Raw genomic sequence first — 21,449 nt, 5'->3', positions numbered from 1 at the left:
GCTTGCGAATTGCGTTAAGGTGGACTGCATGCTTCCTAAAACTTCTGGGTGGCGCATCACCCGGGTATCACTGGCTGGCGCAATGGGCGCCGGTTTACTGTTGTCACCTGCTATTTTATGGGCCGACGCCCACTTGGCCAGCGCCCAAGCCCAAGCTCAGGGTGTAACTGTTGAGCGGTTACAACTATCCAGCCGGTTGGTCGATCAAGCTGGTGTGATCGACGGGTCCGCAAAATCCGACATCGAAGCAGCGCTCCGCGAGGGAGTGCAGAAGAACAAGACCAAGTTGTATTTGGTGTACACGGATCAGCAAGACAACAATCCAACTCGTGTGGCGCAGCAGCTTCGTGCTCAGGATTCCTCCGCCAACACCATGGTGATGGTGATTAGCACGACCTCGCGGAATGTCGGAATGGATTGGGGTGAGCGTGTATCGCGCTCACTAGCCGGTGAAATTCGCGATGCGGCTGTGGCCAAGTTGACCAATGATGATTGGACTGGGAGCGCCCAAGCTGCGGCCAATAAGGTCGCGGGGCGCGCTAGTACCGAGTCCAAGGTGTGGATGGGTGCTGGGGCAACCGCTGTGGTCGGTGGTCTTGGTGGAGCGGTGTGGTGGTCACGTCGAAACCGTCGCAAAACCGAATCACAGCAGCTAGAGGCCGCGCGCACAATCAATCCAGACGATGTGGATTATTACGCGCAGCAGCCCACGAGCGTGTTGCGCACACTGGCGGCTGACGAACTGCAGAGCACCGATGAGTCCATCCGAAAGGGAGCCCAAGAACTGCAGGTGGCGACGGACGAGTTCGGCCCGGAACGCACCCGCGATCTCGCGCGGGCCCTGGAGCATTCGCGCAGCACATTGACGCGGGCTTTCGAGCTAGAGCACCAGGTGCGCAGCGGAGTGGTGATGCAAGAAGACCAGGTGCGCAGCATCTTAATCGAGGTCATTTCTTCCTGTGGCAAGGCCGATAAGAACCTCAATGCCAAAACAGCGGAGTTCAATAACCTGCGCCAGGAGCTCATTAACGCGCCCGAGCGAGTGGAGGAACTGCGTCGGCGAACAATCGAGCTGCGAGGGCGGATTCCTCGTGCTCGCAATAAGCTCACCGAGTTGCACAGTCGTCTAGATGCCAACCTGTTAGTCTCTGTGCAGAACAACCCTGACGTGGCCGAGGAAGAGATTAACGAAGCCGATAAGGCTCTGGACCGCGCCAACGAGCTGCTCAAACGTCCGGCGGGTGAACAAGGCGGGTTAATCGACGTCATCGGCGGGGCCCGCATGGCGATCAATCAGGCGGATAGCCAGCTCACCGCGGTCGAGCGCGCTGAGGAGCAATTGCGCCAAGCGCACAACAACCTCACGTCCTTGATGTCTGAGGTGGAAGGCGAGATTGCCGAAGCCGAACGGCTACTCCAAGGGCCGGCTTCCTTCGATCGCACCGCGATGGAACAGGCCATTAGCAACGCGCGGCTAGCATTGCAGCAATCAAATGAGGCGCGTACCAGCAACACTGATCTGCTGGGTGCGTACAACACACTATTGCAGGCCGATGCAGAGTTGGACGACTGCTTGGATTCCGCGCGGGGCGCCGAGAGCGATTTCCGTCGCTCCGATGCCATTGTTGGCCGAATGGTGGATAATGGCGCTTTGCAGCTGCAGTCGGTAGAGGACGTGATTAACAACCGCGGCTCGATCATCAGCGTTGAATCACGTTCCGCTGCCAACGCCGCCCGGCAATACCTAGCCGAAGCGCAGCAGGCACGGGCCACCAATCCGAAGTCTGCGATGTCCGCAGCCCAGCAGGCTTCCAGCTGGGCAGAGCGAGCTACTCAACTGGTCCGCGAGGACATTGACCGCTTCAACAATCGCAACAACTTCTACGGTGGTGGCGGATACGGCCGAGGCTATGGCGGTGGAGACATCCTGACCGGCATGCTGCTCGGATCGTTACTTAGCGGCGGTGGCGGTTTCGGTGGCGGTTTCGGTGGCGGTTGGAGTGACGGCGACGGAGGCTTCGGTGGCGGAGACTTTGGTGGTGGCTCGGATTCCGCCAGCTTCTAGGTCACACTAGAGGGTGCCGAGCCACACCACGATTGCCATCACAGCGATGAATGCCAAGAACCAAAGCACGGCCGTGTTGGCATTGAGCATCCGGCCTTCGAGACAGCGACGAGCCACCCACGACGTAAAGATCTGAACGTCGAGTGGCAATTTTTGCCCCGGTCCTTCGAATTCCACGTGGAGATTCCGCAACCCGCGCTGGTCTCCCGTAAATTGACCGACCTTTTCGCCATCAATGTCCAAGACAAAGTTCTGCTTGGCTTCGTTAATGATTCGGATTGTGTGCCGGTCAGCTTTGATCTCAATATTTTTTGCACGAGAGAACTTTTCGGCGTCAAGAGCCGTAGCAGTCCATGTTCCGGTGCCTGTCTGGGCACTGATTTCTGGGCCCTCATCAGCATGGAGCGCCCACGTGTCCCCGCCGAATCGCAGGTGATTTACTCCGCGTTCTTGAGCAAATTCGGCAACGCGATCCATGTCGTCAGCAGGTCCGGCGTAAATCGGGAAGGTGTGCCCATCGCTGGGCAGGCCCCAACGGATATCGGAATTCACGCAGATATCCTTCCTAGCAACCGGCGAGGCGCTCACCGAGGTAAGCCTGCAGGTCGTCGATCTTCACGCGCTCTTGTTCCATGGTATCGCGCTCGCGCACGGTCACCGCGTTGTCCTCGAGGGTATCAAAGTCGACGGTCACGCAGAACGGGGTGCCGATCTCGTCTTGGCGACGGTAACGGCGACCGATGGCACCGGAAGTGTCGTAGTCGGTGTTCCACAGTCCACGCAGCTTGTCGGCCACCTTCTCCGCGGTGGGGGTCAGTGTGTCTTTCTTAGACAGCGGGAGCACAGCCACCTTGACGGGCGCCAAACGACGATCCAGCCGCAGAACCGTACGTGTATCCGTGCCGCCCTTGGAGTTAGGGACTTCCTCTTCCTCGTAGGCATCGCAAAGGAAGGCCATCATGGCTCGGCCCAAGCCAGCCGCGGGCTCGATGACATATGGGATCCAACGCTCATTGGATTCCTGATCGAAGAAGGAGAGGTCCTCTCCGGAACCTTCGGAGTGCACACGCAGGTCGTAATCGGTACGGTTTGCTACGCCCTCCAGCTCGCCCCACTTGGAGCCCTTGAAGTGGAATGCATATTCCACATCTACGGTGCGCTTGGAGTAGTGAGACAACTTCTCCTGTGGGTGTTCGTACAACCGCAGGTTTTCTTCCCTAATGCCCAGGTCGATATACCACTGGTAGCGATCGTCAATCCACTTCTGGTGCCATTCTTCATCCTCACCGGGCTTAACGAAGAATTCCATCTCCATCTGTTCGAACTCGCGGGTGCGGAAGATGAAATTGCCCGGTGTGATCTCGTTACGGAAGGACTTACCGACCTGTGCGATACCAAATGGTGGCTTTTGACGGGAGGTCGTCATCACGTTTTTGAAGTTCGTGAAGATACCCTGGGCGGTCTCTGGACGCAGGTAGTGCAGGCCTTCCTTGTCGTCTACTGGGCCCAGGTAGGTCTTCAGCAGGCCGGAAAACGCCCGTGGCTCGGTCCACTTACCAGGCTGGCCGGTTTCGGGATCGTTGATATCTGCCAAACCGTTGGCTGGTGGGTGCCCGTGCTTCTCCTCATAAGCCTCTAGCAGGTGATCTGCGCGGTAGCGCTTGTGCGTGTGCAGGGATTCCACCAGCGGATCAGTGAATACATCCACGTGGCCGGAAACCTCCCATACCCGCTTGGGCAAGATCACGGACGAGTCCAGACCGACCACATCACGGCGAGAAGTCACCATGTGGCGCCACCACTGGCGCTTGATGTTCTCTTTCAACTCGACGCCCAGTGGCCCGTAGTCCCATGCAGACCGGGTTCCTCCGTATATTTCTCCACACGGGTAGACCAAACCCCGTCGCTTCGCGAGGTTAACTACGGAATCGATGTTTCCGGCCATGGCTCTATTATTCTCCTTGTGTAGACCTCGCTGGTTGCGAGGCTGAAATAGGGGATCACAACTCCCCCTATCCTAACGACTCACTGGGTCGGCAGCCGTGAGGGGGCGGTCCTACGTGATCTTTAAAGAGAGCAAAGAGCGCTCACAGGATGCGTGACTCGTTCCCTTTCACTGCGCAACTCGTCCACCGCTGGGCATTAAAAAGGACCCGCAGTTAAAGGGGGGGTATCACTGCGGGTCCCGGCCACACTGTCCACCGAAGTGAATGGGGCCTGTTCCCACCAAGTAGAGGCGACGAAGGGGGGGTTACGTCACCTCAGGGGAACTACCTGTAATCTAACGAATTATCCCAAAGAATGTCAAGTGCCCAATCTAAGCGTTTTCCGAACGCCTAGTGTGCTCCCTCAGCAAGGGGCCACTAACACCCCACCCCCCTACTGTCCCGCCCTGGACTTCTCAGTGAACGTCTACGGCAATTGAAAACCAATTGAATATGGTGAACGAAGTGCCTAGAGTAGATGACAAATCACCACTAGCTTCGAGGAGAACTGAGTTCATGGCTCAGCAAGAAACAACTGTACCTTCACGTCGCCCCAAAATCGGCCAGCGCAATACGCGCCAGCGCCGGGCAGTAGCCGACGTTTTGGATGGAATCACCACCTTTTCCAGCGCGCAGGACATCCACCACGAATTGACTACCAAGGGCGAAAAGGTGGGTCTCACCACGGTCTACCGCACCTTGCAACAAATGGCGGATATCGGTGCTATCGATACTCTCCACGACGAATCGGGAGAAACCCTCTACCGAAGCTGCGCAATGGACGACCATCACCACCACCTCGTATGCACGAAGTGCCGGAAGACCGTCGAAATCGACGGCGGCCCGGTGGAGGATTGGGCAGAGCAAATCGCAGCAAAACACGGCTTCCACAAATCCGGTCACACGGCCGAAATTTTCGGCCTGTGCTCCGCTTGCCAATCCAGGTGACTCAAGCACCCCCGAGTAAGGGCCTCCTCCCCTGCCCTAGCTACACAGAGACGTCAAACAGCGATCCCAAACCATAGGTGATCGCCGCTGCGCCAAAACCGATGACCAGTTGGCGCAAGGCACGTTTGGCGGGCGTAGTCCCAGAGAGTATTCCCACCACTCCCCCAGTCAGCAGGAGGGATAGCCCCACCAACACGCACGCGACAACGGCTGCGGTAGGTCCTTCTGTGCCAAATAAATACGGCAGAACGGGGATCAGCGCACCAATCCCGAAGAGGAAGAAGCTGGATACCGCCGCAGACATGGGCGACCCGCCATCCTCGCGTTCCACCTCGATATCATCAGTGAAAGTCGGCACCGCCTTTTCATCGCGGTCGTTCGCGATGATGGATTCGAACACGCGCTGTGCCTTGGCTGCTGCATCGTGCGAACTCATTCCTCGGGCGCGGTACACAAGCGTCAGCTCGTTTTCTTCCACATCCAGTTTCGGCACCGACCGGCCAGCCTCGGGGTTCGGCGTGTTAGCTTCCAATAATTCCTGTTGCGATGAAACGGAGACATACTCCCCCGCCGCCATCGAAAGTGCACCCGCCAGCAATCCGGCGATTCCGGTCACCAACACCACATTCGCAGAGGCCCCGGTGCCCACCATTCCCAAGACCAGGGACAAATTGGATACCAACCCGTCGTTGGCACCAAAAATCGCTGCGCGGAAATCACCGCTCATTTTGGCGCGGCCGCGTGTGGCCAACCCCCGGACCACCTCGGCGTGGATCGCTTCGTCAGCCACCATTTGCTCGCTGGCATCGTTGTCTTTGACGTACTCATTGCGGGACTCCGCCGATTGCATCAACGCCAGAACGAACACCGATCCAAAGCGCCGCGCCATCCAGGCCATCATGCGCGTGCCCAGGCTGGCTTTCCGTGGCAAGCCGACGTATTCCCCCAGGCGATTCCGCCAGTAGGCCTCGTGGCGCGCTTCGGCCTCGGCAATCGCCAGCAGAATCTCTCGCTCCTCGCCGGTCTTCTTGCGCGCCAGCTCCCGGTACACCGCTCCTTCGGCTCGCTCGTTCGCTAAGTATTGACGCCACCTAGCGATCTGCTGCTTCGTCGGTGGTTGGGAGGGCATATGACCCGCCTTCGTTTCTGCTGAATCGTGACTGCGATCCACGCCCAGCTCCTCTTACTTCACGCCGCCGAAGCGGCGGTCCCGCTTGGCGAATTCCAACACAGCTGCCCGCAAATCATTGGGCGTGTAATCCGGGAACAAAACGTCCTGATAGACCATCTCGGCATACGTCGATTGCCAAGGCAAAAAGTTCGACGTACGTTGCTCGCCCGAGGGGCGCAGGAACAGGTCTACATCTGGCATATCGGGTTCATCGAGGTAATCAGCGAACCTGGCCTCGCTAATCTGTCGGGGCTTCAGCGCCCCACGGGCCACGTCGTCCGCGATGGCCCTGGCGGCGTCGACAATCTCGGCCCGACCACCATAGTTCACGCACATGGCAAGAGTCATCTTCGAGTTCGTTGCGGTCTGGCGCTCAGCTTTTTCCAGTTCCGCGATGACCGAACGCCACAGTCGTGGGCGCCGTCCCACCCAACGGATACGTACCCCCAAACTGTCGAGGTAATCACGCTGCCTGCGCAACACATCGCGATTGAAACCCATAAGGAAACGGACCTCTTCGGCGCTTCGCCGCCAATTCTCGGTGGAGAATGCATAGGCCGAGAGGTAATCCACACCCAGCTCGAGGCACTCTTCCACCAAACTGAGAAGCACACCTTCTCCACGTTTATGCCCCTCGGTGCGGGGCAACCCCCGATCCTGAGCCCAGCGCCCATTCCCGTCCATGACGATCGCGATGTGCTTGGGCACGAGCTCAGCCGGAATGGAGCTGCGATCGATATGGGTGGCGGCTGGTGCAGGATGTTGCGTATTCACCCGTTCCATTCTGCCAGCGATTCCCTACCTCGCCAAGAGAGGGGCAATGACGGGGAAACCGGGAAGGTGCCCTTGGCTACTACCTGAATCAATACTTACAGGGCCGCATACGCGGGACAACCCGATTCCAGGTGATAACGAACGTGGCTGAGAAGCAATTCGTGTGCTTGCCGAGAAACTGCACGATCCGTCGCAACTTCCGCAGCAGTATCGTTGCGATCGTTGGCTAGCAACCACAACAACCGAACAGCTTGCCCAGGGGGTGTCATTGCCCCCGGTGGACGGCACGTAACACACACTGCCCCGCCGGCCATGGGATGGAACGCGCGGTGCGGGCCCGTCTTCCCACATTGTGCACAATCAACCAAGCTGGGTGCCCATCCGGCCATGTCCAACGCTTTCAACACGAAGCGATCAACCACGTTCACTAGGGGCAACGATGGATGAGGAGCGGCGAGGTCGCGGAGGGTGGCGTCGAGAAGAAGAAAGACAGAACTATCCTCCCCGCCAAATAAGTGTGCAACCTCAAGCGCCGCGCACCCTGCGAAATAGCGATCGGGGTCAGCAACAATGGGGCCAGCGTAGGATTCCACCGCATCCGCATCCGTGATATTGGCCAATCCTCGGCTTGGGTAAATCTGCACGTTGACTCGCGTGAAGCGGTCTAACTTGGCACCGAACCGTGACTTCGATTTGCGAATTGCTTTAGCGACGCCCCGCACCTGCCCATGGTCGCGAGTCAATAGCACGAGGATCAAATCTGCCTCGCCCAATTTATGAGTGCGCAAGACGAAAGCCTCGTCCCGGTAAGTGGGGCGAGGCGATGGCGTTCGGCGAGGCATGCCCGCAAGTATAAGCCCAAGCGACTACAGGGTGGCGATTCCCGCCTCGTGGCGTTGCTTGATGCGTTGCCACGCTTCAGCTGTGCGCATGAGAGCCATCAGCACTTCAAGTGAAATGCGCAGCAAACCGATTTGGATAAGGGCTCCGATGGCGCCAGTCACCAAGGACATCGCCGCGTAACCTGCAACCGCACCTTGTGATTTATCAATCTGCGAGTCCAGTTCGGAGCCGTAGGTGGGGTAATTCGTGTACGGACTATAGTCACCGTACGCGCTCGATGGGCGCAGTTCGTCTTGCAAAGAATCCAGCAACGAGATTCCGAGCAACGCGCCAAAGAATGGCATGAGTGCCCACAGGACAATTACCACGATGCCTAGAATGTAAAGGACCCTGACGAGGCTGGGGGTCACGTACTTAGTGAATCCAAAATTGAACAAAGCGGAAAAGAACGTATCCTGCTTTGAACCCATCTGGATGTTCGGGCCGCCATCACGATGTGGCGTGTTGTGATAAGTCATTACTAGCCCCCAAATGGGCCGCTGTAGCTTTGTCCCGAAGTCTCTTCACGTGCCTGGCGCTCATCAATCGACTGGACCGATTGAGAAGTGCGAATGATCGCAGTGGACACTTCCAGTCCCACACGGATCATTGCTAGGTAAAACAGCCCGCCCACAACCAACAGAGGCAGCAACAACAGTCCGAATGCACCACCGTCTTGTGTGAGGCCAATCAGCAGCGCGATGACACCAATGAAAAGGAAAAACCCGATTCCAACCATCGCAAGGATGTACACTGCCTTGACGACCGATGGCGTGGCGTACTTGGTGAAGCTGAAGTCAAACAGAGCGCCGAAGAAGCTGTCCTTTTGCACCCCGGTCTGGCCGAATCCAGGCGCCTGGTTTGGGTAGGCACCGAACTGCGGGTTCCCCTGCTGTTGGGCGCCATAACCTGTGTAATTCTGGTTAAAACCTGCGGCGCCGTTGTCGTGGGGGTTATAGCCATCGGTGGCATGGGATCCGAAATTGCTGCCATTGGCGGGGGCACCATAACCGTTAGAGTGCGCCCCACCTGGGTTTCCGTACCCGTTGGGCTGTACGCCATCTGGGTTATTGTTCCCGGAACCAACGGGGTGGGAGCCACCTTCGGGCTGGTTTGGATTAGTCATGAATGCAGTACCTTCCAAAAAAGGGGAATGTGATCTACTCACACAATGTAAACGATGGGCATTTCTTTTGCAGGAGACTACCCGACTCTTAACTGATGTTTAGAATCCCAGCTTGCCCAGTTGCTTTGGATCGGATTGCCAGTTCTTGGCGACCTTCAGGCGCACATCCAGATAGATATTTTGCCCCAGCATTTCAATGATCTGCAGTCGCGCGTTATGGACTGTACGGCCCAGCCTACGGCCACCCTTGCCGCGCAGAATTGCCTTTTGCCCCTCCCGCTCCACGTAAATGACCGCGTGGACGTTCAGTACTCCCTCACGTGTAGGGGAAGGGAACACCTCATCAATCTGGACTGCTACGGAGTGTGGCAACTCATCTTGCAATCCGGCTAGAGCAGCCTCACGAATTAGCTCAGCCATGCGCGTATCCCGGTCATCATCCGTGACATGACCGTCCGGATAAAACTTGGGCCCCTCAGGAAGGTGCTCCGCGATTACGTCAGCCAGAACATCCAATTGGATTTTCTCAGTAGCACTGACGGGAATGACATCAGCCCCATCGAGTAGATCGTGCAACGCAAGCAACTGCTCGCCGACTTGGTCTTTCCCAACTTTATCGACCTTCGTGACCACCCCGATGAGCCCTGTTTTCGGCGCTACCTTGCGAACAGCATCGACGATCCAGCGGTCACCGGGACCGATCTTTTCATCAGCCGGCACACACACGGCGATGAGGTCGACATCCTGATAGGTATCTTTCACCATCTCATTGAGCCGTTCACCTAGGAGCGTCCGCGGACGGTGCAGGCCGGGAGTATCAACAACGACAATCTGGCTATTCTCCCGGTGCACTATCCCACGAATTGGATGACGGGTCGTCTCCGGCTGGTCGGCAGTGATCGCAATCTTCTGTCCCACCAGCGCATTGGTGAGTGTGGATTTACCAGTGTTGGGTCGACCCACAAAACTCACGAAGCCGGAGCGGAATCCCTCCGGCGCACTGAAATCAACTGGAGCTACCGCTGCATCGGCTACGGCTTCAGCAGGTAGCTGGGGTTCGTCGGGGAAATGCATATCACTGTTCACGCTAACCATTGTGCCCGACGCAGCGACAGTTAACTAACCCCACTGCCGCAACACTAACCCCACTATTTCGTGGTGGCTGCCTCATTCTTCGCAGGCTTCTCGGAGTCCTTTTCCGGTTCCTTGGCCTCGGAAGACCCCTTCGAACTGGAGCCCTTTTCACCCTGTGGGTTGAACAGGTTCTTGAAGAAATCGAAGAATCCGCCCAGGAACTCCAGAATCTTCGTCAAAAAAGGAATGTTCTTAATGAACGAACCGGCCACAGTGGGGTTCTTCGATGAACCATCGACAACGGAACCTACAGAGCCCAACTTGTCCTTCACATTCTCAAAAAGGACATCCTGCTCAATGCCTTTGTAAACCCTTGGTGAGACACCGAAAAGAGCATTACCGTCACACATGATGATACCCGTCGCCTGCGCGACTGGAAGGGTCATCGTCCATGTTTGAGATTCGCCCGGCTTGATCTTTGCGCCGCTGCCGATAGCTCCCTGGAGCCCCAAACTCAGCACCTTGGCCGCTGCCTTTTCACCCTCAGCGACGGCGATTTCTCCTTTTTCCACACCAAAAACGGCAGACTCGTTCTTAGAGAGAATACCCGTAAAAGTTTTCACCAACTCAGTGGACTCTTGTTCATCCGCCCCCGGTTTGTTCAGGCCAGCAGCTTTGACATCCTTGTATGGCAATGCCAGTCCAGAGCAGCTCTGCCGCGCCTCCGTGTTGTTGGTATAGGTCACAGACAGCTTCTCGCCATCACGAACCACCTTTACCGGCCCAGTGAGCGCATCGTGAGCAGAGGTAAGCTCCGTCACGATGGCTTTAATACCCGATTCTTCGACTGCTTGCTTCTCCGGTCCGGTGACGGCACCAGCGGGGGACGCGGTCGCCCCCAATGCGGTCGCAGTAGCAACCGCAGTAATAATCGTGGACATCTTGCGCATGGAATACTCCCTTGTATCGAAAAGTGGACGTATATATCCCAAATACACACCGCCGTTAAAAGCGAACATAGCTACGCAGAGGGAGGATAATTCCGTCGTGTGTTTCACCAATTCGCGATCATATGCAGAATTGTTAAGTGGGCATCATGAGCTTTTAAGCTCAAAATAAACAATCGCACACGTTTACTTCTTGCGCCAAAAGACGAGAAAAAATAGTACAAAACCCTACACTTTTGGGGGTAAAACTACCCCTCGCGTTCGGTGTTTTCCCCTACCCGAGAGACCACTGCGGAGCGGATCTTCAATCGCCCACGGCGATCCCGCCCGCCCTCATAAACAATATGCAGTCCAGCGGTTGTAACTTCAGCTCCGGGAATGGGCACGCGACCCAGCTCGAAAGCACCTAAGCCGGCCACGGTATCGACCTCGTCGAGCTGTTCCTCGCTAAACTCCAGCGGACTAGTGTGCCGCGAGATTTCGGCTGCGCTGTCGTGAATCTCGTCCGGATCATCGCCTCGGTGATCTAAGAACTGCTGGCGGTCGGATTCTGCAAAGAGTTCTTGCAATTCTTCCAAGCTGAGGCGAGCGACAACACGATATTTGCCATCCCCCAGTTCTTCGATTGGTGCCATTTCCGTGGCATCGTATTCGTCCGCGATCTCACCGACGATCTCTTCCAGGATGTCCTCAATGGAAATCAACCCGGCAATAGCACCGTATTCGTCAACCAGCATGGCGATATGTACCTGGTCTCGCTGCATGTCTTCCAGCAGGTCATCCAGGTTCCGTGAATCCGGCACAAACACCGGAGGGCGCATCACATCCGACACACTCACCGATCGTCCGCCGTCCTGGGAGTAATAGGTCTTGGCCACCAAATCCTTCAGGTACACCACACCGACGATGTCGTCGACGTCCTCACCGATCACCGGCAAGCGCGAATGACCAGATCGCACGCACAAGCTGGTGGCCTGTCCCGCGGTCTTATCGGATTCGATCCACAGCATCTCCGGACGCGGAACCATCACCGAACGTGCGGAGGTCGAGGCGAGATCGAACACCGACTGAATCATGCGGCGCTCGTCGCGCTCCACGATCCCTCGCTCCGAAGCGATATCTACCAGCTCGCGCAACTCCACTTCTGTCGCAAAGGGACCATCCCGAAATCCCCTGCCCGGCGCGAGGAAGTTACCCACAGCCACCAGTAACTTTGCAATGGGCCCCAGTAGTCGCCGCATCCCCAAGAGTAGGGGCGCGGTTTTCAGCGAAATGGAATACGGATTTTGGCGGCCCAGTGTCCTCGACAGCACACCAATAACGACGAACGTGATCACTGTCACAGCGGCAATCGCGATCACGTACGTGCTCGCGCTATCACCCCGCCACGTCAGCAGGAGCCCAGCTGCCAACACTGCCCCGGCAGCCTCGCACACCGTTCGCAGCAAGATCAACAGGTTAATGTGTTGCGCACGGTTATCGATGACATCCAGAAGCCGCCCCGCACCCGGCTTCTCGTCCTTAACAAGAACTTCCACTCGCGCGCGCGAAATCGCGGATACCGCTGTTTCCACAAGCGACAACGCACCACCCATCAGGAGTGCGAGGAAAACACCGAGGGGGCCGAAAATTGCGATTGAGTCCATGCTGCTGGTTTAGGTGTCTTAGTCTTTGTCGGGGTGGCTGGCGCTGGTGTCGATGTTCGTTGCGCCCGAATCATCTTTAGCATCTACGCGGTCCGCCGCCGTAGGGAAGGCCCCGGCCCCGCTGGGCTTTGGTGCAAAACTGACGCCACGCTCCTCTTGCGAGTCATACCAATTAGCCAGAATCTCATTCTGGAGGGAGAACATGCGCTGCTCCTCCTCAGGCGTGGTGTGATCAAAGCCCAACAGGTGCAACACACCGTGCACCGTCAGCAAGTCCAGCTCATGAGCTAGAGAATGGCCAGCTCGGTCGGCCTGGCGCTCCGCGAAGTCCGGGCACAACATGATGTCTCCCAACATCGCTGGACTCGGCGGAGGACCGTCCTTACGGCCCCAACCCGGTGTGAGTTCATCCATAGGGAAACTCATGACATCCGTGGGGCCTGGCAAGTCCAACCACCGTTCATGCAGATCAGCAATAGTGTCCAGATCCACAATATGGATCGACAGTTCCGCTGCAGAATGAACATCGAGAGTCCACAGTGCGTACCTAGCTACATCAATGAGCTCCTCCTCATTGACTTCTCCACGACCGGATTCATTGAAAACTTCAATACTCACGACTTTGGGCCCTATCCTTTGTGCTTCTTGCCACGTCCGAGGCGGCGCTCTTGGAGTTCTTCTTCGCGGTCCATGCGGGCTTGTTCCTCTTCGGCCTCGAAAGCCTCGTAGGCGTCGACAATCCTAGAGACCAAACGGTGACGCACCACATCGTCACTGTCAAAGGCAGTGACGTGCACGCCGGGAACATCCCGCAAAATCCGCTGTGCCACGCGCAAACCCGATTCCTGATGATGCGGTAAATCGGTTTGACTGAGATCGCCCGTAACGACCATTTTGGAACCGAAGCCCAGGCGCGTGAGGAACATCTTCATCTGCGCGGGCGTGGTGTTCTGGCCCTCGTCGAGAACCACGAAGGAATCGTTAAGCGTGCGACCGCGCATGTACGCCAACGGAGCAACCTCAATAACACCGCTCTCCATGAGGCGCGGGATCATCTCCGGATCAACCATCTCGCGCAGCGCATCATGCAGCGGGCGCAGATACGGATCAATTTTATCGCCAAGAGTGCCCGGCAGAAATCCCAATTTCTCTCCCGCTTCCACCGCGGGACGAGTAAGGATAATGCGGGTCACGTCCTTGTTTTGCAAGGCTTGAACCGCCTTGGCCATAGCCAGATACGTTTTACCCGTCCCCGCCGGTCCCACACCGAACACGACGGAATGATCATCGATAGCTTCCACGTATTCCGACTGGCCGGGAGTTTTCGGCCGGACGGTCTTGCCACGGTAGCTGACGATCGGATCATCGGACCCAAGAACAGGAGCACCCACTTGCTGGGGCTCCTCCGGCTCCCCACCCAGCTGGAGACTACGGGAGCCACGATCGTTGTGCAACGCGATGATCCGACGAGTGGTATCTGGTGTAACCGTGTTGCCACGACTGACCAAGTTGGCCATTTCTTGGAGGACCTGCCTCACACGCGAAACCTCGGAGGCCTCACCGCGGATGGTCACACGGTTGCCCCTGGTGAGCATGTCCGCGTCGTAGGCATTCTCAATCACACGCAGGTTTTCATCCCCTGGACCGGCAACGGCCACAGCAGCATCTGGGTCCAGCTCAACGGTAGAGCTGGCCACGCGGGGGTGAGCCTGAGATGGGGTCATAAACGAGGTATGTCCTTCACTTGTTGGGCGAATGCTGGAGTTCGGGTTGGACGAACTATCTGCCAGCCTAGTCGGTGGTTGCAGCCCAGCGAGGACTGAGCGCACCGATTGCCCCGAGGGCCACAGCTGCTGCAGAAGCCGTACGCAACACTTCGGGTCCAAGAACAACCGTGCGGGCACCTAGGGATTCCAGCTGATCAATCTCCTCCGGCGCCACGCCGCCTTCGGGACCGATAACCAGCACGACCTCATCACAGGTGGTGAAATCACAGGACTTCACACTCACGGAGGCGCTTTCGTGCAAGACGAGAATTTGGCGGCTGGCCGTGGGGGCGTCGTCCAAAAACTCGGCAATCTGCGCGACTGAGCGAACTGGCATGGTGACCTCGGGAACCCGCAAACGGCGCGCCTGCTTGGCCGCAGATCGGGCAGCGTTTTCCCACTTCAAACGCGCCTTGTGCTCTTTGCCTGCCCACTTAGCGATCGTGCGGGCCGATTCCCAGGGGATGATCCGATCAGCACCGGCTTGCACCATGAGATCCACGGCGAGTTCGGCTCGCTCAGATTTCGGGATGGCCTGTACGACTGTCACCATAGGCCGAGGTGCCGGAACAGCTAACCCTTCTGTCACCTCTACCTGCCCCCCGCGCCAAACCGCACGAACGGCCCGCGACTGACCGTCTGTGATAACCAGCGGTTCCCCATCCTTGAGGCGCTTCACATCTACGTGCTTGGCTTCGGCCCCTGTGAGGGCAAAGCGAAATCCCGCACTGCCATCGGCGGCCGCTTCTATAGGGATGGGGTGAATGAATACTGGGTCAGTCATGGCGGGGCAATCTCATCACTGTGGAAATTGGTGTGAAGCCTAGCGGGCGAAACGGGAACGCAGGCGGGAAAACAGTCCCTCGCTATGATCGTTCTTGGTCCCGACGGATACGGACTCCTCGGAACGATCACGCAGTTCCTCCCACCGTTCCTTGTCCGCACGACTGAGTTCCGTTGGGATAATCACCTCAACGTGGGCATAAAGGTTTCCGTAGCCATCGCGCTCCCGCCGCAAATGCGGCATACCGCGTTCCGGCACGGTGATCACAGCATCCGGCTGGGTTCCCGGTTCAATCGTGACAGTCTGCACGGATTCGTCCAGCATGGGAACCTCCACGCTGGAACCCAACGTGGCCTCCACCGCAGGCACCTTGATCGTTATGTGGAGGTCATCGCCCTCGCGTATGAAGTGTGCGTGCTCGCGAGTACGCACGTCCACGTAAAGGTCGCCATTTGGCCCGCCGCCAGGGCCCACCTCCCCCTTGCCGGCCAAGCGCAGGCGCATGCCGTCGGAGATCCCTGCGGGCACGTTGACCTTGATGGTCTTGCGGGAGCGCACGCGACCGTCACCGGCACAGACCTCGCAGGGATCGGGGATAATCTCGCCAGTTCCACCACAGCGGTGGCACGGACGGGCAACCTGAACCTGCCCCAGCATAGAGTTTTGAATCTCCATGACTTCGCCGTAGCCCTGGCACGTGGGGCAGGTCTCCGGCGCCTTTTTGGATTTCGAACCGGTCGCGTCGCACGTGTCACAGCGCACGGCGGTTTCCACTGTCACTTCGCGCTCTACACCGGTATAGATTTCTTCCAACGTCGCCTCGATCCCCACCAACGCATCGTTGCCCGGGCGGACACGAGAAACGCGCGGTCCGCGGCGCCGACCTCCGCCTCCACCGCCAAAGAACGCGTCGAATATATCGCCCAGGCCGCCGCCCCCGAAACCTCCGAAGCCACCAGCGCCGCCGAAGCCACCACCTTGAGCTTCGGGATCACCACCCGCATCAACAATCTGTCGCTTTTGCGGATCGAGCAGCACCTCTTGGGCGACAGAGAGTTCATTGAACTTCTCCGCCGCCTCCTCAGAGGGGTTGACATCGGGGTGATACTTGCGGGCCAGCTTGCGATAAGCTTTTTTGATCTCGGAATCGGTAGCGTCCTTGCTCACGCCGAGGATGCCGTAGTAGTCACGAGCCACGGTGTACCTGTAATCCTTTACCTTCTAGACGAAAATGCTGCAATAACTTGTAGTAGTTTACTCACCCGATAGAATCCGGGAAACATAGTGGGCGACTGCCGTCACACTCGAGATCGAGCCGGTGTAATCCATGTGAGTGGGCCCTAATACTCCCAAACCGCCCAGCACCTCATCGTTATTCCCGTAACCGGTCGAGATAATGGAGGCGCCACGCAGCTCTTCGTCCTCGTTTTCCTCCCCGATGCTGACTTTGACCTGCAGATCGCGGGCGCTAGACAACAGTTTCAGCACCACTACCTGCTCTTCGAGGGCTTCCAACACGGGGGTCAGTTCGCCGGTGCGCACTAGGTTCGGTGTGCCAGCCAGAATGAGTTTGTCCGTGGGTCGCTCCAGCAGGGTTTCGACTAACACAGTAGCCACCGCCAACACTGGTCCGCGAAGTTCCGCGGGCATTTGGTTGTTCTGCGCGTCCCGCGCCACCCGGGCGATGTGCGAACAGGCGTCATCCAGCGTGCGGCCCACCATCGCGGAATTCACGATATCGCGCAGTCGCTGCACGTCATCTTCCACCAGCGGCCGCGTGAGGTCCACATTGCGCTGATCCACCCTCCCTGTATCTGTGATCAGTACTAACAGCACTCGGTGGCTTCCCAGCTGGACGACCTCGCAGTGCTTCACTCGGCCCCGTCGCAGATCGGGCATCTGGACCACGGCCACTTGGCGCGTCAGTTGGCTCAGCAATTGCACACCGCGGCGCAGTACATCTTCTAGATCCACTCCGTTTTCTAGGAAGTTCAGAATTGCGCGTCGCTCGGGTGGGCTCAACGGTTTGATCCGGTGCAGTCCGTCCACAAAGGCGCGATATCCCTTGGCCGTGGGAATACGCCCGGAGGATGCATGCTGTTGCGTGATAAACCCCTCCGCCTCCAACACCGCCATGTCATTGCGGATTGTGGCGGAAGAAACCCCCAGCTTGTGGCGGTCAACCAGCATTTTCGACCCCACCGGCTCGTGCAGTGCAATGAAGTCGGAGACGATGGCCCGCAGCACCTCGTTGCGACGTTGTTCGGTCGATGAGGACACGAGGCGCTCAACTCCTTCATTCCTGCGAAAGTACAATATCCGTCACGATGCCATCAGCGAGGTAACGCCCCTCGTCCGTCAACACCACTTTGTCGCCTTCCACGTTAGCTAATCCCAACTCGCGATACCGCGAAAGCACCTTGTCTAACTGCGCTGTCGGATGCAACACATTCAAATCCAACCCCTCACGCAACCGCAGTCCCAACATCACCTTTTCGGTGGCCAGGTCGGCCCTGGTGAGTTGCTCCACCGTGACCACGCTTTCTGGCAGTTTATTACCGACGCCCCGCTCCATTAGACCCTGCCAATACGTGGCGGGTCGTTTGGCGTTGACCAAGCGGGTCAGGCCACTGAATCCGACTGGTGGCTCCCCTACATTTACGTGGGATTTGAGTTGCACGCACCCGTGCGCACCCGGGCCGGCACCCCACCACTGACCGGAGCGCCAGTAGACCAGATTGTGTCGACATTCCCCGCCGGGTTTAGCCCAGTTGGATACTTCATACCACCCGAAACCGGCTTCGGTGAGGTGCTCATCGATCATGCGGTAGCGATCGGCCAGTACATCTTCATCGGGAGCTGGGAGCTCCCCGCGGCGCACTTTTCGAGCCATAGCCGTGCCATCTTCCACGATCAGCGAATAGGCCGATACGTGATCTACGCCAGCGGAGAGCACGGCTTCGAGGGAGGTGCGCAGATCCTCATCCGTCTCGGTCGGCGTGCCGTAGATGAGGTCGAGATTAACGTGATCGAATCCTGCAGCACGTGCTTCACGGGCGGCGGCGACGGAACGCCCTGGAGTGTGTTGCCTTTCCAAAACTTTGAGAACGTGGCCAACCGCAGACTGCATGCCTAGGCTGATCCGGGTGAAGCCCTCTGCTCGCAGCGCCTCAAAGAATTGCGGGCTGGTTGATTCTGGGTTGGATTCAGTGGTTACCTCGGCCCCCGGGGCCAGACCGAACGTTCGCTTCACGGCGCGCAAGGCACGGGTTAATCCCTCGGCGCCCAACATGGATGGTGTACCACCGCCAAAGAAGACAGTATCGATGGCGGTGCCGGCAGCACGCCCAGGTTCTGGTTCCCACAGCTGTGCGGCGTATTCCAACTCTCGTTCTAGGGCATCCAGGTACCCATCGATTGTGTTACCGCGCGCGGCCATCGTTGCTTGGGTGGACGAATCCGCCGCTAATTCCAACGGTGTGTAGGTGTTGAAATCGCAATAACCGCACCGCGAAGCGCAAAAGGGAACGTGAATATACAGCCCGCGCTCAGTCACACTGCAGCCCCTCGGCGTTTGCGTTGGATGCGGGAGATTACCGCTGCTACTCGGTCACGCTCCTGCAGGAATGTCGGCGGGGCTTCCCCTCGCATTGAGCGGGCCAATGTGGGCTGTTTCGCCACTACTTCTTCCCACTGTTCCACGAGCGCGCAGGCGGAACGTTCCGCGGTGGCATACGTTTGGGTCAGTAGTACGGATTGGTTGGTTAAGCCCCGTTCGGTCTGTTCCACCACCCATTCCGCCAGCTGCGTGAGTTCGTATTGCAGCCCTTCGGAGCGCTGCCGCATCCACAGCCTCCATGCTGCCGTCGATGCCATCGTGCCCGGCTCCTGTACTACTCCCCCATCGCGGGGCGAGCTATCCCCGTTGGGGGCAGCTTCAGCCACGGAATAATTCGTTGCCTGGCCTGTGTCATTCCGCAAGAAGGACAGGGTACGGCCTGGGTGAGGAAAGCGATCGGCGTCGGAAAAAGAACCAAGGTAGGACATCCGCCCGGCTTTGACGCCCGAGATAAAAGCCTGCCGTAGGCCGTTGAGTTCGGCGAGCTGAGGGCGGACTTCCGAACGTCCCTCAGCGATGATTTCACTGAGTTCATGCAGACAGTCGGTGACCAGTTCCCGATCCCAGTCTGCAATGGCTTCGGCGAGATTATCCAGGTGTGCTGCGACTTCATCACCGATGTCGAAGATGTTTTGGGTGAGTTCGCGAACGCGCAAAGCTGCGTTGTAGTGCACGCGCCGGGCTCCTCTCCCACATCTTGTTGCCAGTACTTGGACAACTCTAGGACAGGAAAACCGGCCAAGCGGGGAGGCATGGCCGGTGTGTGGGAAGGATAATTTTTACTTCACGCTGTAGATCCATGAGATGTCATCGGCGAAGTTCTTCGCGATAACAAAGCGCTTAAGCTTTAACGACGGGGTGACCTCGCCGTTTTCCTCCGTGAAATCGCGCTCGACAATACGGAACTTCTTAATGCCTTCGGCGTGAGAAACACTGAGGTTGGCTTGGTTGACCGCATCCTGAATCTCGGAACGCAGGACCGCATTCTTCGCCAACTCCCTGATTGGAGTGTTCTCCGGAACGTTATGATTGGCCTTCCACTTCTTCACTGCTTCCTCATCCAAGGAGATCAGCGCGCCGACAAATTTCTGGTCGTCGCCGACCACCATGGCCTGCGAGATCAGTGGTGCCGCACGGAGGATGTCCTCCATGGGGCCCGGCGAGACGTTCTTGCCACCGGCGGTGACGATGATCTCCTTCTTACGGCCAGTGATCTTCAGGTGGCCGCTGGGCAGCAGACGACCCAGGTCGCCAGTGCGGTAGAAGCCATCTTCGGTGAAGGAATCTTTGGTGGCTTCTTCGTTCTGCCAGTAGCCGTCGAATACCACGGTGCCCTTGATGGTGATTTCGCCATCTTCAGCAATGCGGATGGTGTTGCCACCCATGGGTCGACCGACGGTACCGATGATGTTGTCCGGATCGAAGTTCACAGCGATGGCAGCGGTGGATTCCGTTAGTCCGTAACCCTCGAAGATCCGCACGCCGATACCACGGAAGAAATGCAGGAGATCAGGGTTACATGCGGAACCGCCGGAGATAGCGTATTCCAGTTCGCCACCCATGGCCTCGCGCACCTTGCTGTAGACCAGCTTGTCATAGATTGCACGCTGAACCTTGAGCGCAGCGGAAGGGCCTTCAGGGTTATCGAGCGCGCGGGAGTAGTCGAGCGCTACCTTCTCGGCACGCAGGAAAATCTTTGCTTTGAGCCCTCCACCATCAGTGGCCTTAGCCTTGGCACCTGCGTGGACCTTTTCAAAGATACGCGGGACGGCAACGATGAGGTGCGGCTTTGCGCGCTCGAACTGGGTGACCAGCGAACCCATGTCCGACCAATGGATCTGGGTGGCGCCACCGACTACGCAAGCCAGGGAGATCGCGCGGGAGAACACGTGCGCCAACGGCAGGAATGTGAGAACGCGGGAGCCGGCGCGACCGCATTGCCCCACGGGGTGGGTCAGGATGGCACGTGCTTCGCCCAGCCAGTTGGAATGCAGCAAACGGCAGCCCTTGGGGCGCCCCGTGGTGCCGGAAGTGTAGACGATGGAACACACATCGCTACTCTTCGTGTCTGCGATTCGCGCCTCTACCTGCTCCTGGCCAATCCCGCCTTCTTTGCCGTCATTGATCAGGATGTCGACCGCACCTGCATTGATGCACAGAACACGGTTGAAATGCGCCTGATTCGGCTGGGGTTCCCCATCGCGGAGGAAGGTTTCCAAGCGCGTGGTGTGCGATTCATTCTCACCGATAGCGATCTTCGCGCCGGAATCCTGTGCGATCCATTCACACTGAGAGGTGGACGATGATGGGTAAATCGGCACGGAGGTCGCGCCGGCAGCCATGATGGCGAAGTCCAAGAGGGTCCACTCGTAGCGAGTCTCGGACATGATGATGACCCGATCGCCCTGCTCCACGCCGTTGGCGATAAGACCGCGGGCTACTGCGTATGCGTTCTCTAGGAACTCCTCGGCGGTCACATCCGTCCACTCGAAGTTCACTGGGCGACTAAATAACACCGTATTCGGCTGGTCGGCGGCAAGATCGCGCACGGCGGTGAGGATGGTTTCCTTTTCCCCGACCATGTAGAGCGCTTCAGAGGTGTACTCCGTCATCATTCTCCTTTAAGAGGACTAATACTTCTTTTTCGCATACAGGTGGCTTG

The 21,449-nt window shown here is 58.0% G+C and carries 20 protein-coding genes; 2 read left to right on the top strand and 18 right to left on the bottom strand.

Translation table 11 applies throughout. The annotated features are described in order from the left end of the window. Positions 1 to 28 precede the first annotated feature (28 nt). A complete protein-coding gene (locus CAURIC_RS03460) occupies positions 29 to 2,065 on the top strand; it encodes a TPM domain-containing protein (RefSeq protein ID WP_035113312.1) in 2,037 nt (678 codons plus the stop codon). Between the two features lie 6 nt (positions 2,066 to 2,071). Here CAURIC_RS03460 and CAURIC_RS03455 read toward each other — a convergent pair whose 3' ends face one another. Both CAURIC_RS03455 and CAURIC_RS03450 read right to left on the bottom strand, forming a co-directional pair. Next, positions 2,072 to 2,617, bottom strand: a complete 546-nt coding sequence (locus CAURIC_RS03455) for a hypothetical protein (RefSeq protein ID WP_035113311.1) — start codon at positions 2,615 to 2,617, stop codon at positions 2,072 to 2,074. A gap of 13 nt (positions 2,618 to 2,630) precedes the next feature. Then, positions 2,631 to 4,010 carry a glycine--tRNA ligase gene (locus CAURIC_RS03450; RefSeq protein WP_290183325.1) on the bottom strand — a complete coding sequence of 460 codons (1,380 nt, stop codon included), beginning with the start codon at positions 4,008 to 4,010 and terminating at the stop codon, positions 2,631 to 2,633. 556 nt (positions 4,011 to 4,566) lie between these two features. Between CAURIC_RS03450 and CAURIC_RS03445 the strand changes: the two genes are divergently transcribed. Beyond that, complete coding sequence (locus CAURIC_RS03445; protein ID WP_035113310.1) at positions 4,567 to 4,998, top strand: Fur family transcriptional regulator; 432 nt, start codon at positions 4,567 to 4,569, stop codon at positions 4,996 to 4,998. Positions 4,999 to 5,038: 40 nt separating this feature from the next. Here the strand turns inward: CAURIC_RS03445 and CAURIC_RS03440 are convergent, their stop codons facing one another. From CAURIC_RS03440 to CAURIC_RS03365, 16 genes are all read right to left on the bottom strand, one after another. Next, positions 5,039 to 6,127 (bottom strand): VIT1/CCC1 transporter family protein, encoded by a 1,089-nt coding sequence (locus CAURIC_RS03440; RefSeq protein ID WP_035113463.1) that lies wholly within the window; start codon positions 6,125 to 6,127, stop codon positions 5,039 to 5,041. Between the two features lie 54 nt (positions 6,128 to 6,181). Then, positions 6,182 to 6,952 (bottom strand): isoprenyl transferase, encoded by a 771-nt coding sequence (locus CAURIC_RS03435; protein WP_052094823.1) that lies wholly within the window; start codon positions 6,950 to 6,952, stop codon positions 6,182 to 6,184. An 86-nt stretch (positions 6,953 to 7,038) separates the two neighbouring features. Beyond that, positions 7,039 to 7,785, bottom strand: a complete 747-nt coding sequence (recO, locus tag CAURIC_RS03430) for a DNA repair protein RecO (RefSeq protein WP_035113309.1) — start codon at positions 7,783 to 7,785, stop codon at positions 7,039 to 7,041. Between the two features lie 24 nt (positions 7,786 to 7,809). Next, on the bottom strand, positions 7,810 to 8,304 hold the full coding sequence (locus CAURIC_RS03425) for a DUF4282 domain-containing protein (protein ID WP_035113308.1): 495 nt from the start codon (positions 8,302 to 8,304) through the stop codon (positions 7,810 to 7,812). Positions 8,305 to 8,306: 2 nt separating this feature from the next. Continuing rightward, positions 8,307 to 8,951, bottom strand: a complete 645-nt coding sequence (locus CAURIC_RS03420) for a DUF4282 domain-containing protein (protein WP_290183321.1) — start codon at positions 8,949 to 8,951, stop codon at positions 8,307 to 8,309. 99 nt (positions 8,952 to 9,050) lie between these two features. Next, positions 9,051 to 10,046: a GTPase Era gene (gene era / locus CAURIC_RS03415; protein WP_035113307.1), complete on the bottom strand. Its 996-nt coding sequence runs from the start codon at positions 10,044 to 10,046 to the stop codon at positions 9,051 to 9,053. A gap of 53 nt (positions 10,047 to 10,099) precedes the next feature. Then, entirely contained in the window at positions 10,100 to 10,975 is an 876-nt protein-coding gene (locus tag CAURIC_RS03410; protein WP_035113306.1) for a hypothetical protein, read from the bottom strand. A 245-nt stretch (positions 10,976 to 11,220) separates the two neighbouring features. Continuing rightward, the gene (locus CAURIC_RS03405) at positions 11,221 to 12,618 is read right to left on the bottom strand and encodes a hemolysin family protein (protein WP_035113305.1); all 1,398 of its coding nucleotides are present in this window, start codon (positions 12,616 to 12,618) and stop codon (positions 11,221 to 11,223) included. 18 nt (positions 12,619 to 12,636) lie between these two features. Further along, complete coding sequence (ybeY, locus tag CAURIC_RS03400) at positions 12,637 to 13,236, bottom strand: rRNA maturation RNase YbeY (RefSeq protein ID WP_035113304.1); 600 nt, start codon at positions 13,234 to 13,236, stop codon at positions 12,637 to 12,639. Between the two features lie 11 nt (positions 13,237 to 13,247). Next, positions 13,248 to 14,342 carry a PhoH family protein gene (locus CAURIC_RS03395; protein WP_035113303.1) on the bottom strand — a complete coding sequence of 365 codons (1,095 nt, stop codon included), beginning with the start codon at positions 14,340 to 14,342 and terminating at the stop codon, positions 13,248 to 13,250. Positions 14,343 to 14,409: 67 nt separating this feature from the next. Then, a complete protein-coding gene (locus CAURIC_RS03390; RefSeq protein ID WP_035113302.1) occupies positions 14,410 to 15,168 on the bottom strand; it encodes a 16S rRNA (uracil(1498)-N(3))-methyltransferase in 759 nt (252 codons plus the stop codon). Between the two features lie 39 nt (positions 15,169 to 15,207). Beyond that, positions 15,208 to 16,365: a molecular chaperone DnaJ gene (gene dnaJ / locus CAURIC_RS03385; protein ID WP_035113301.1), complete on the bottom strand. Its 1,158-nt coding sequence runs from the start codon at positions 16,363 to 16,365 to the stop codon at positions 15,208 to 15,210. A 57-nt stretch (positions 16,366 to 16,422) separates the two neighbouring features. Beyond that, positions 16,423 to 17,448: a heat-inducible transcriptional repressor HrcA gene (gene hrcA / locus CAURIC_RS03380; RefSeq protein ID WP_035113299.1), complete on the bottom strand. Its 1,026-nt coding sequence runs from the start codon at positions 17,446 to 17,448 to the stop codon at positions 16,423 to 16,425. Between the two features lie 16 nt (positions 17,449 to 17,464). Beyond that, positions 17,465 to 18,724 (bottom strand): radical SAM family heme chaperone HemW, encoded by a 1,260-nt coding sequence (gene hemW, locus CAURIC_RS03375; RefSeq protein ID WP_035113298.1) that lies wholly within the window; start codon positions 18,722 to 18,724, stop codon positions 17,465 to 17,467. After that, the gene (locus CAURIC_RS03370) at positions 18,721 to 19,461 is read right to left on the bottom strand and encodes a hypothetical protein (protein ID WP_265914783.1); all 741 of its coding nucleotides are present in this window, start codon (positions 19,459 to 19,461) and stop codon (positions 18,721 to 18,723) included. Before CAURIC_RS03370 ends, hemW begins: the two co-directional genes overlap by 4 nt. 105 nt (positions 19,462 to 19,566) lie before the next feature. After that, a complete protein-coding gene (locus CAURIC_RS03365) occupies positions 19,567 to 21,399 on the bottom strand; it encodes an AMP-dependent synthetase/ligase (RefSeq protein ID WP_172644038.1) in 1,833 nt (610 codons plus the stop codon). Between the last annotated feature and the right edge of the window lie 50 nt (positions 21,400 to 21,449).

Origin of the sequence: Corynebacterium auriscanis (assembly GCF_030408435.1) — a bacterium.
In the GTDB taxonomy this organism is placed as follows: Bacteria; Actinomycetota; Actinomycetes; order Mycobacteriales; family Mycobacteriaceae; genus Corynebacterium; species Corynebacterium auriscanis.
Note: the sequence above shows the minus strand (reverse complement) of the source record. Positions and strands in the feature narration are given on the sequence as shown.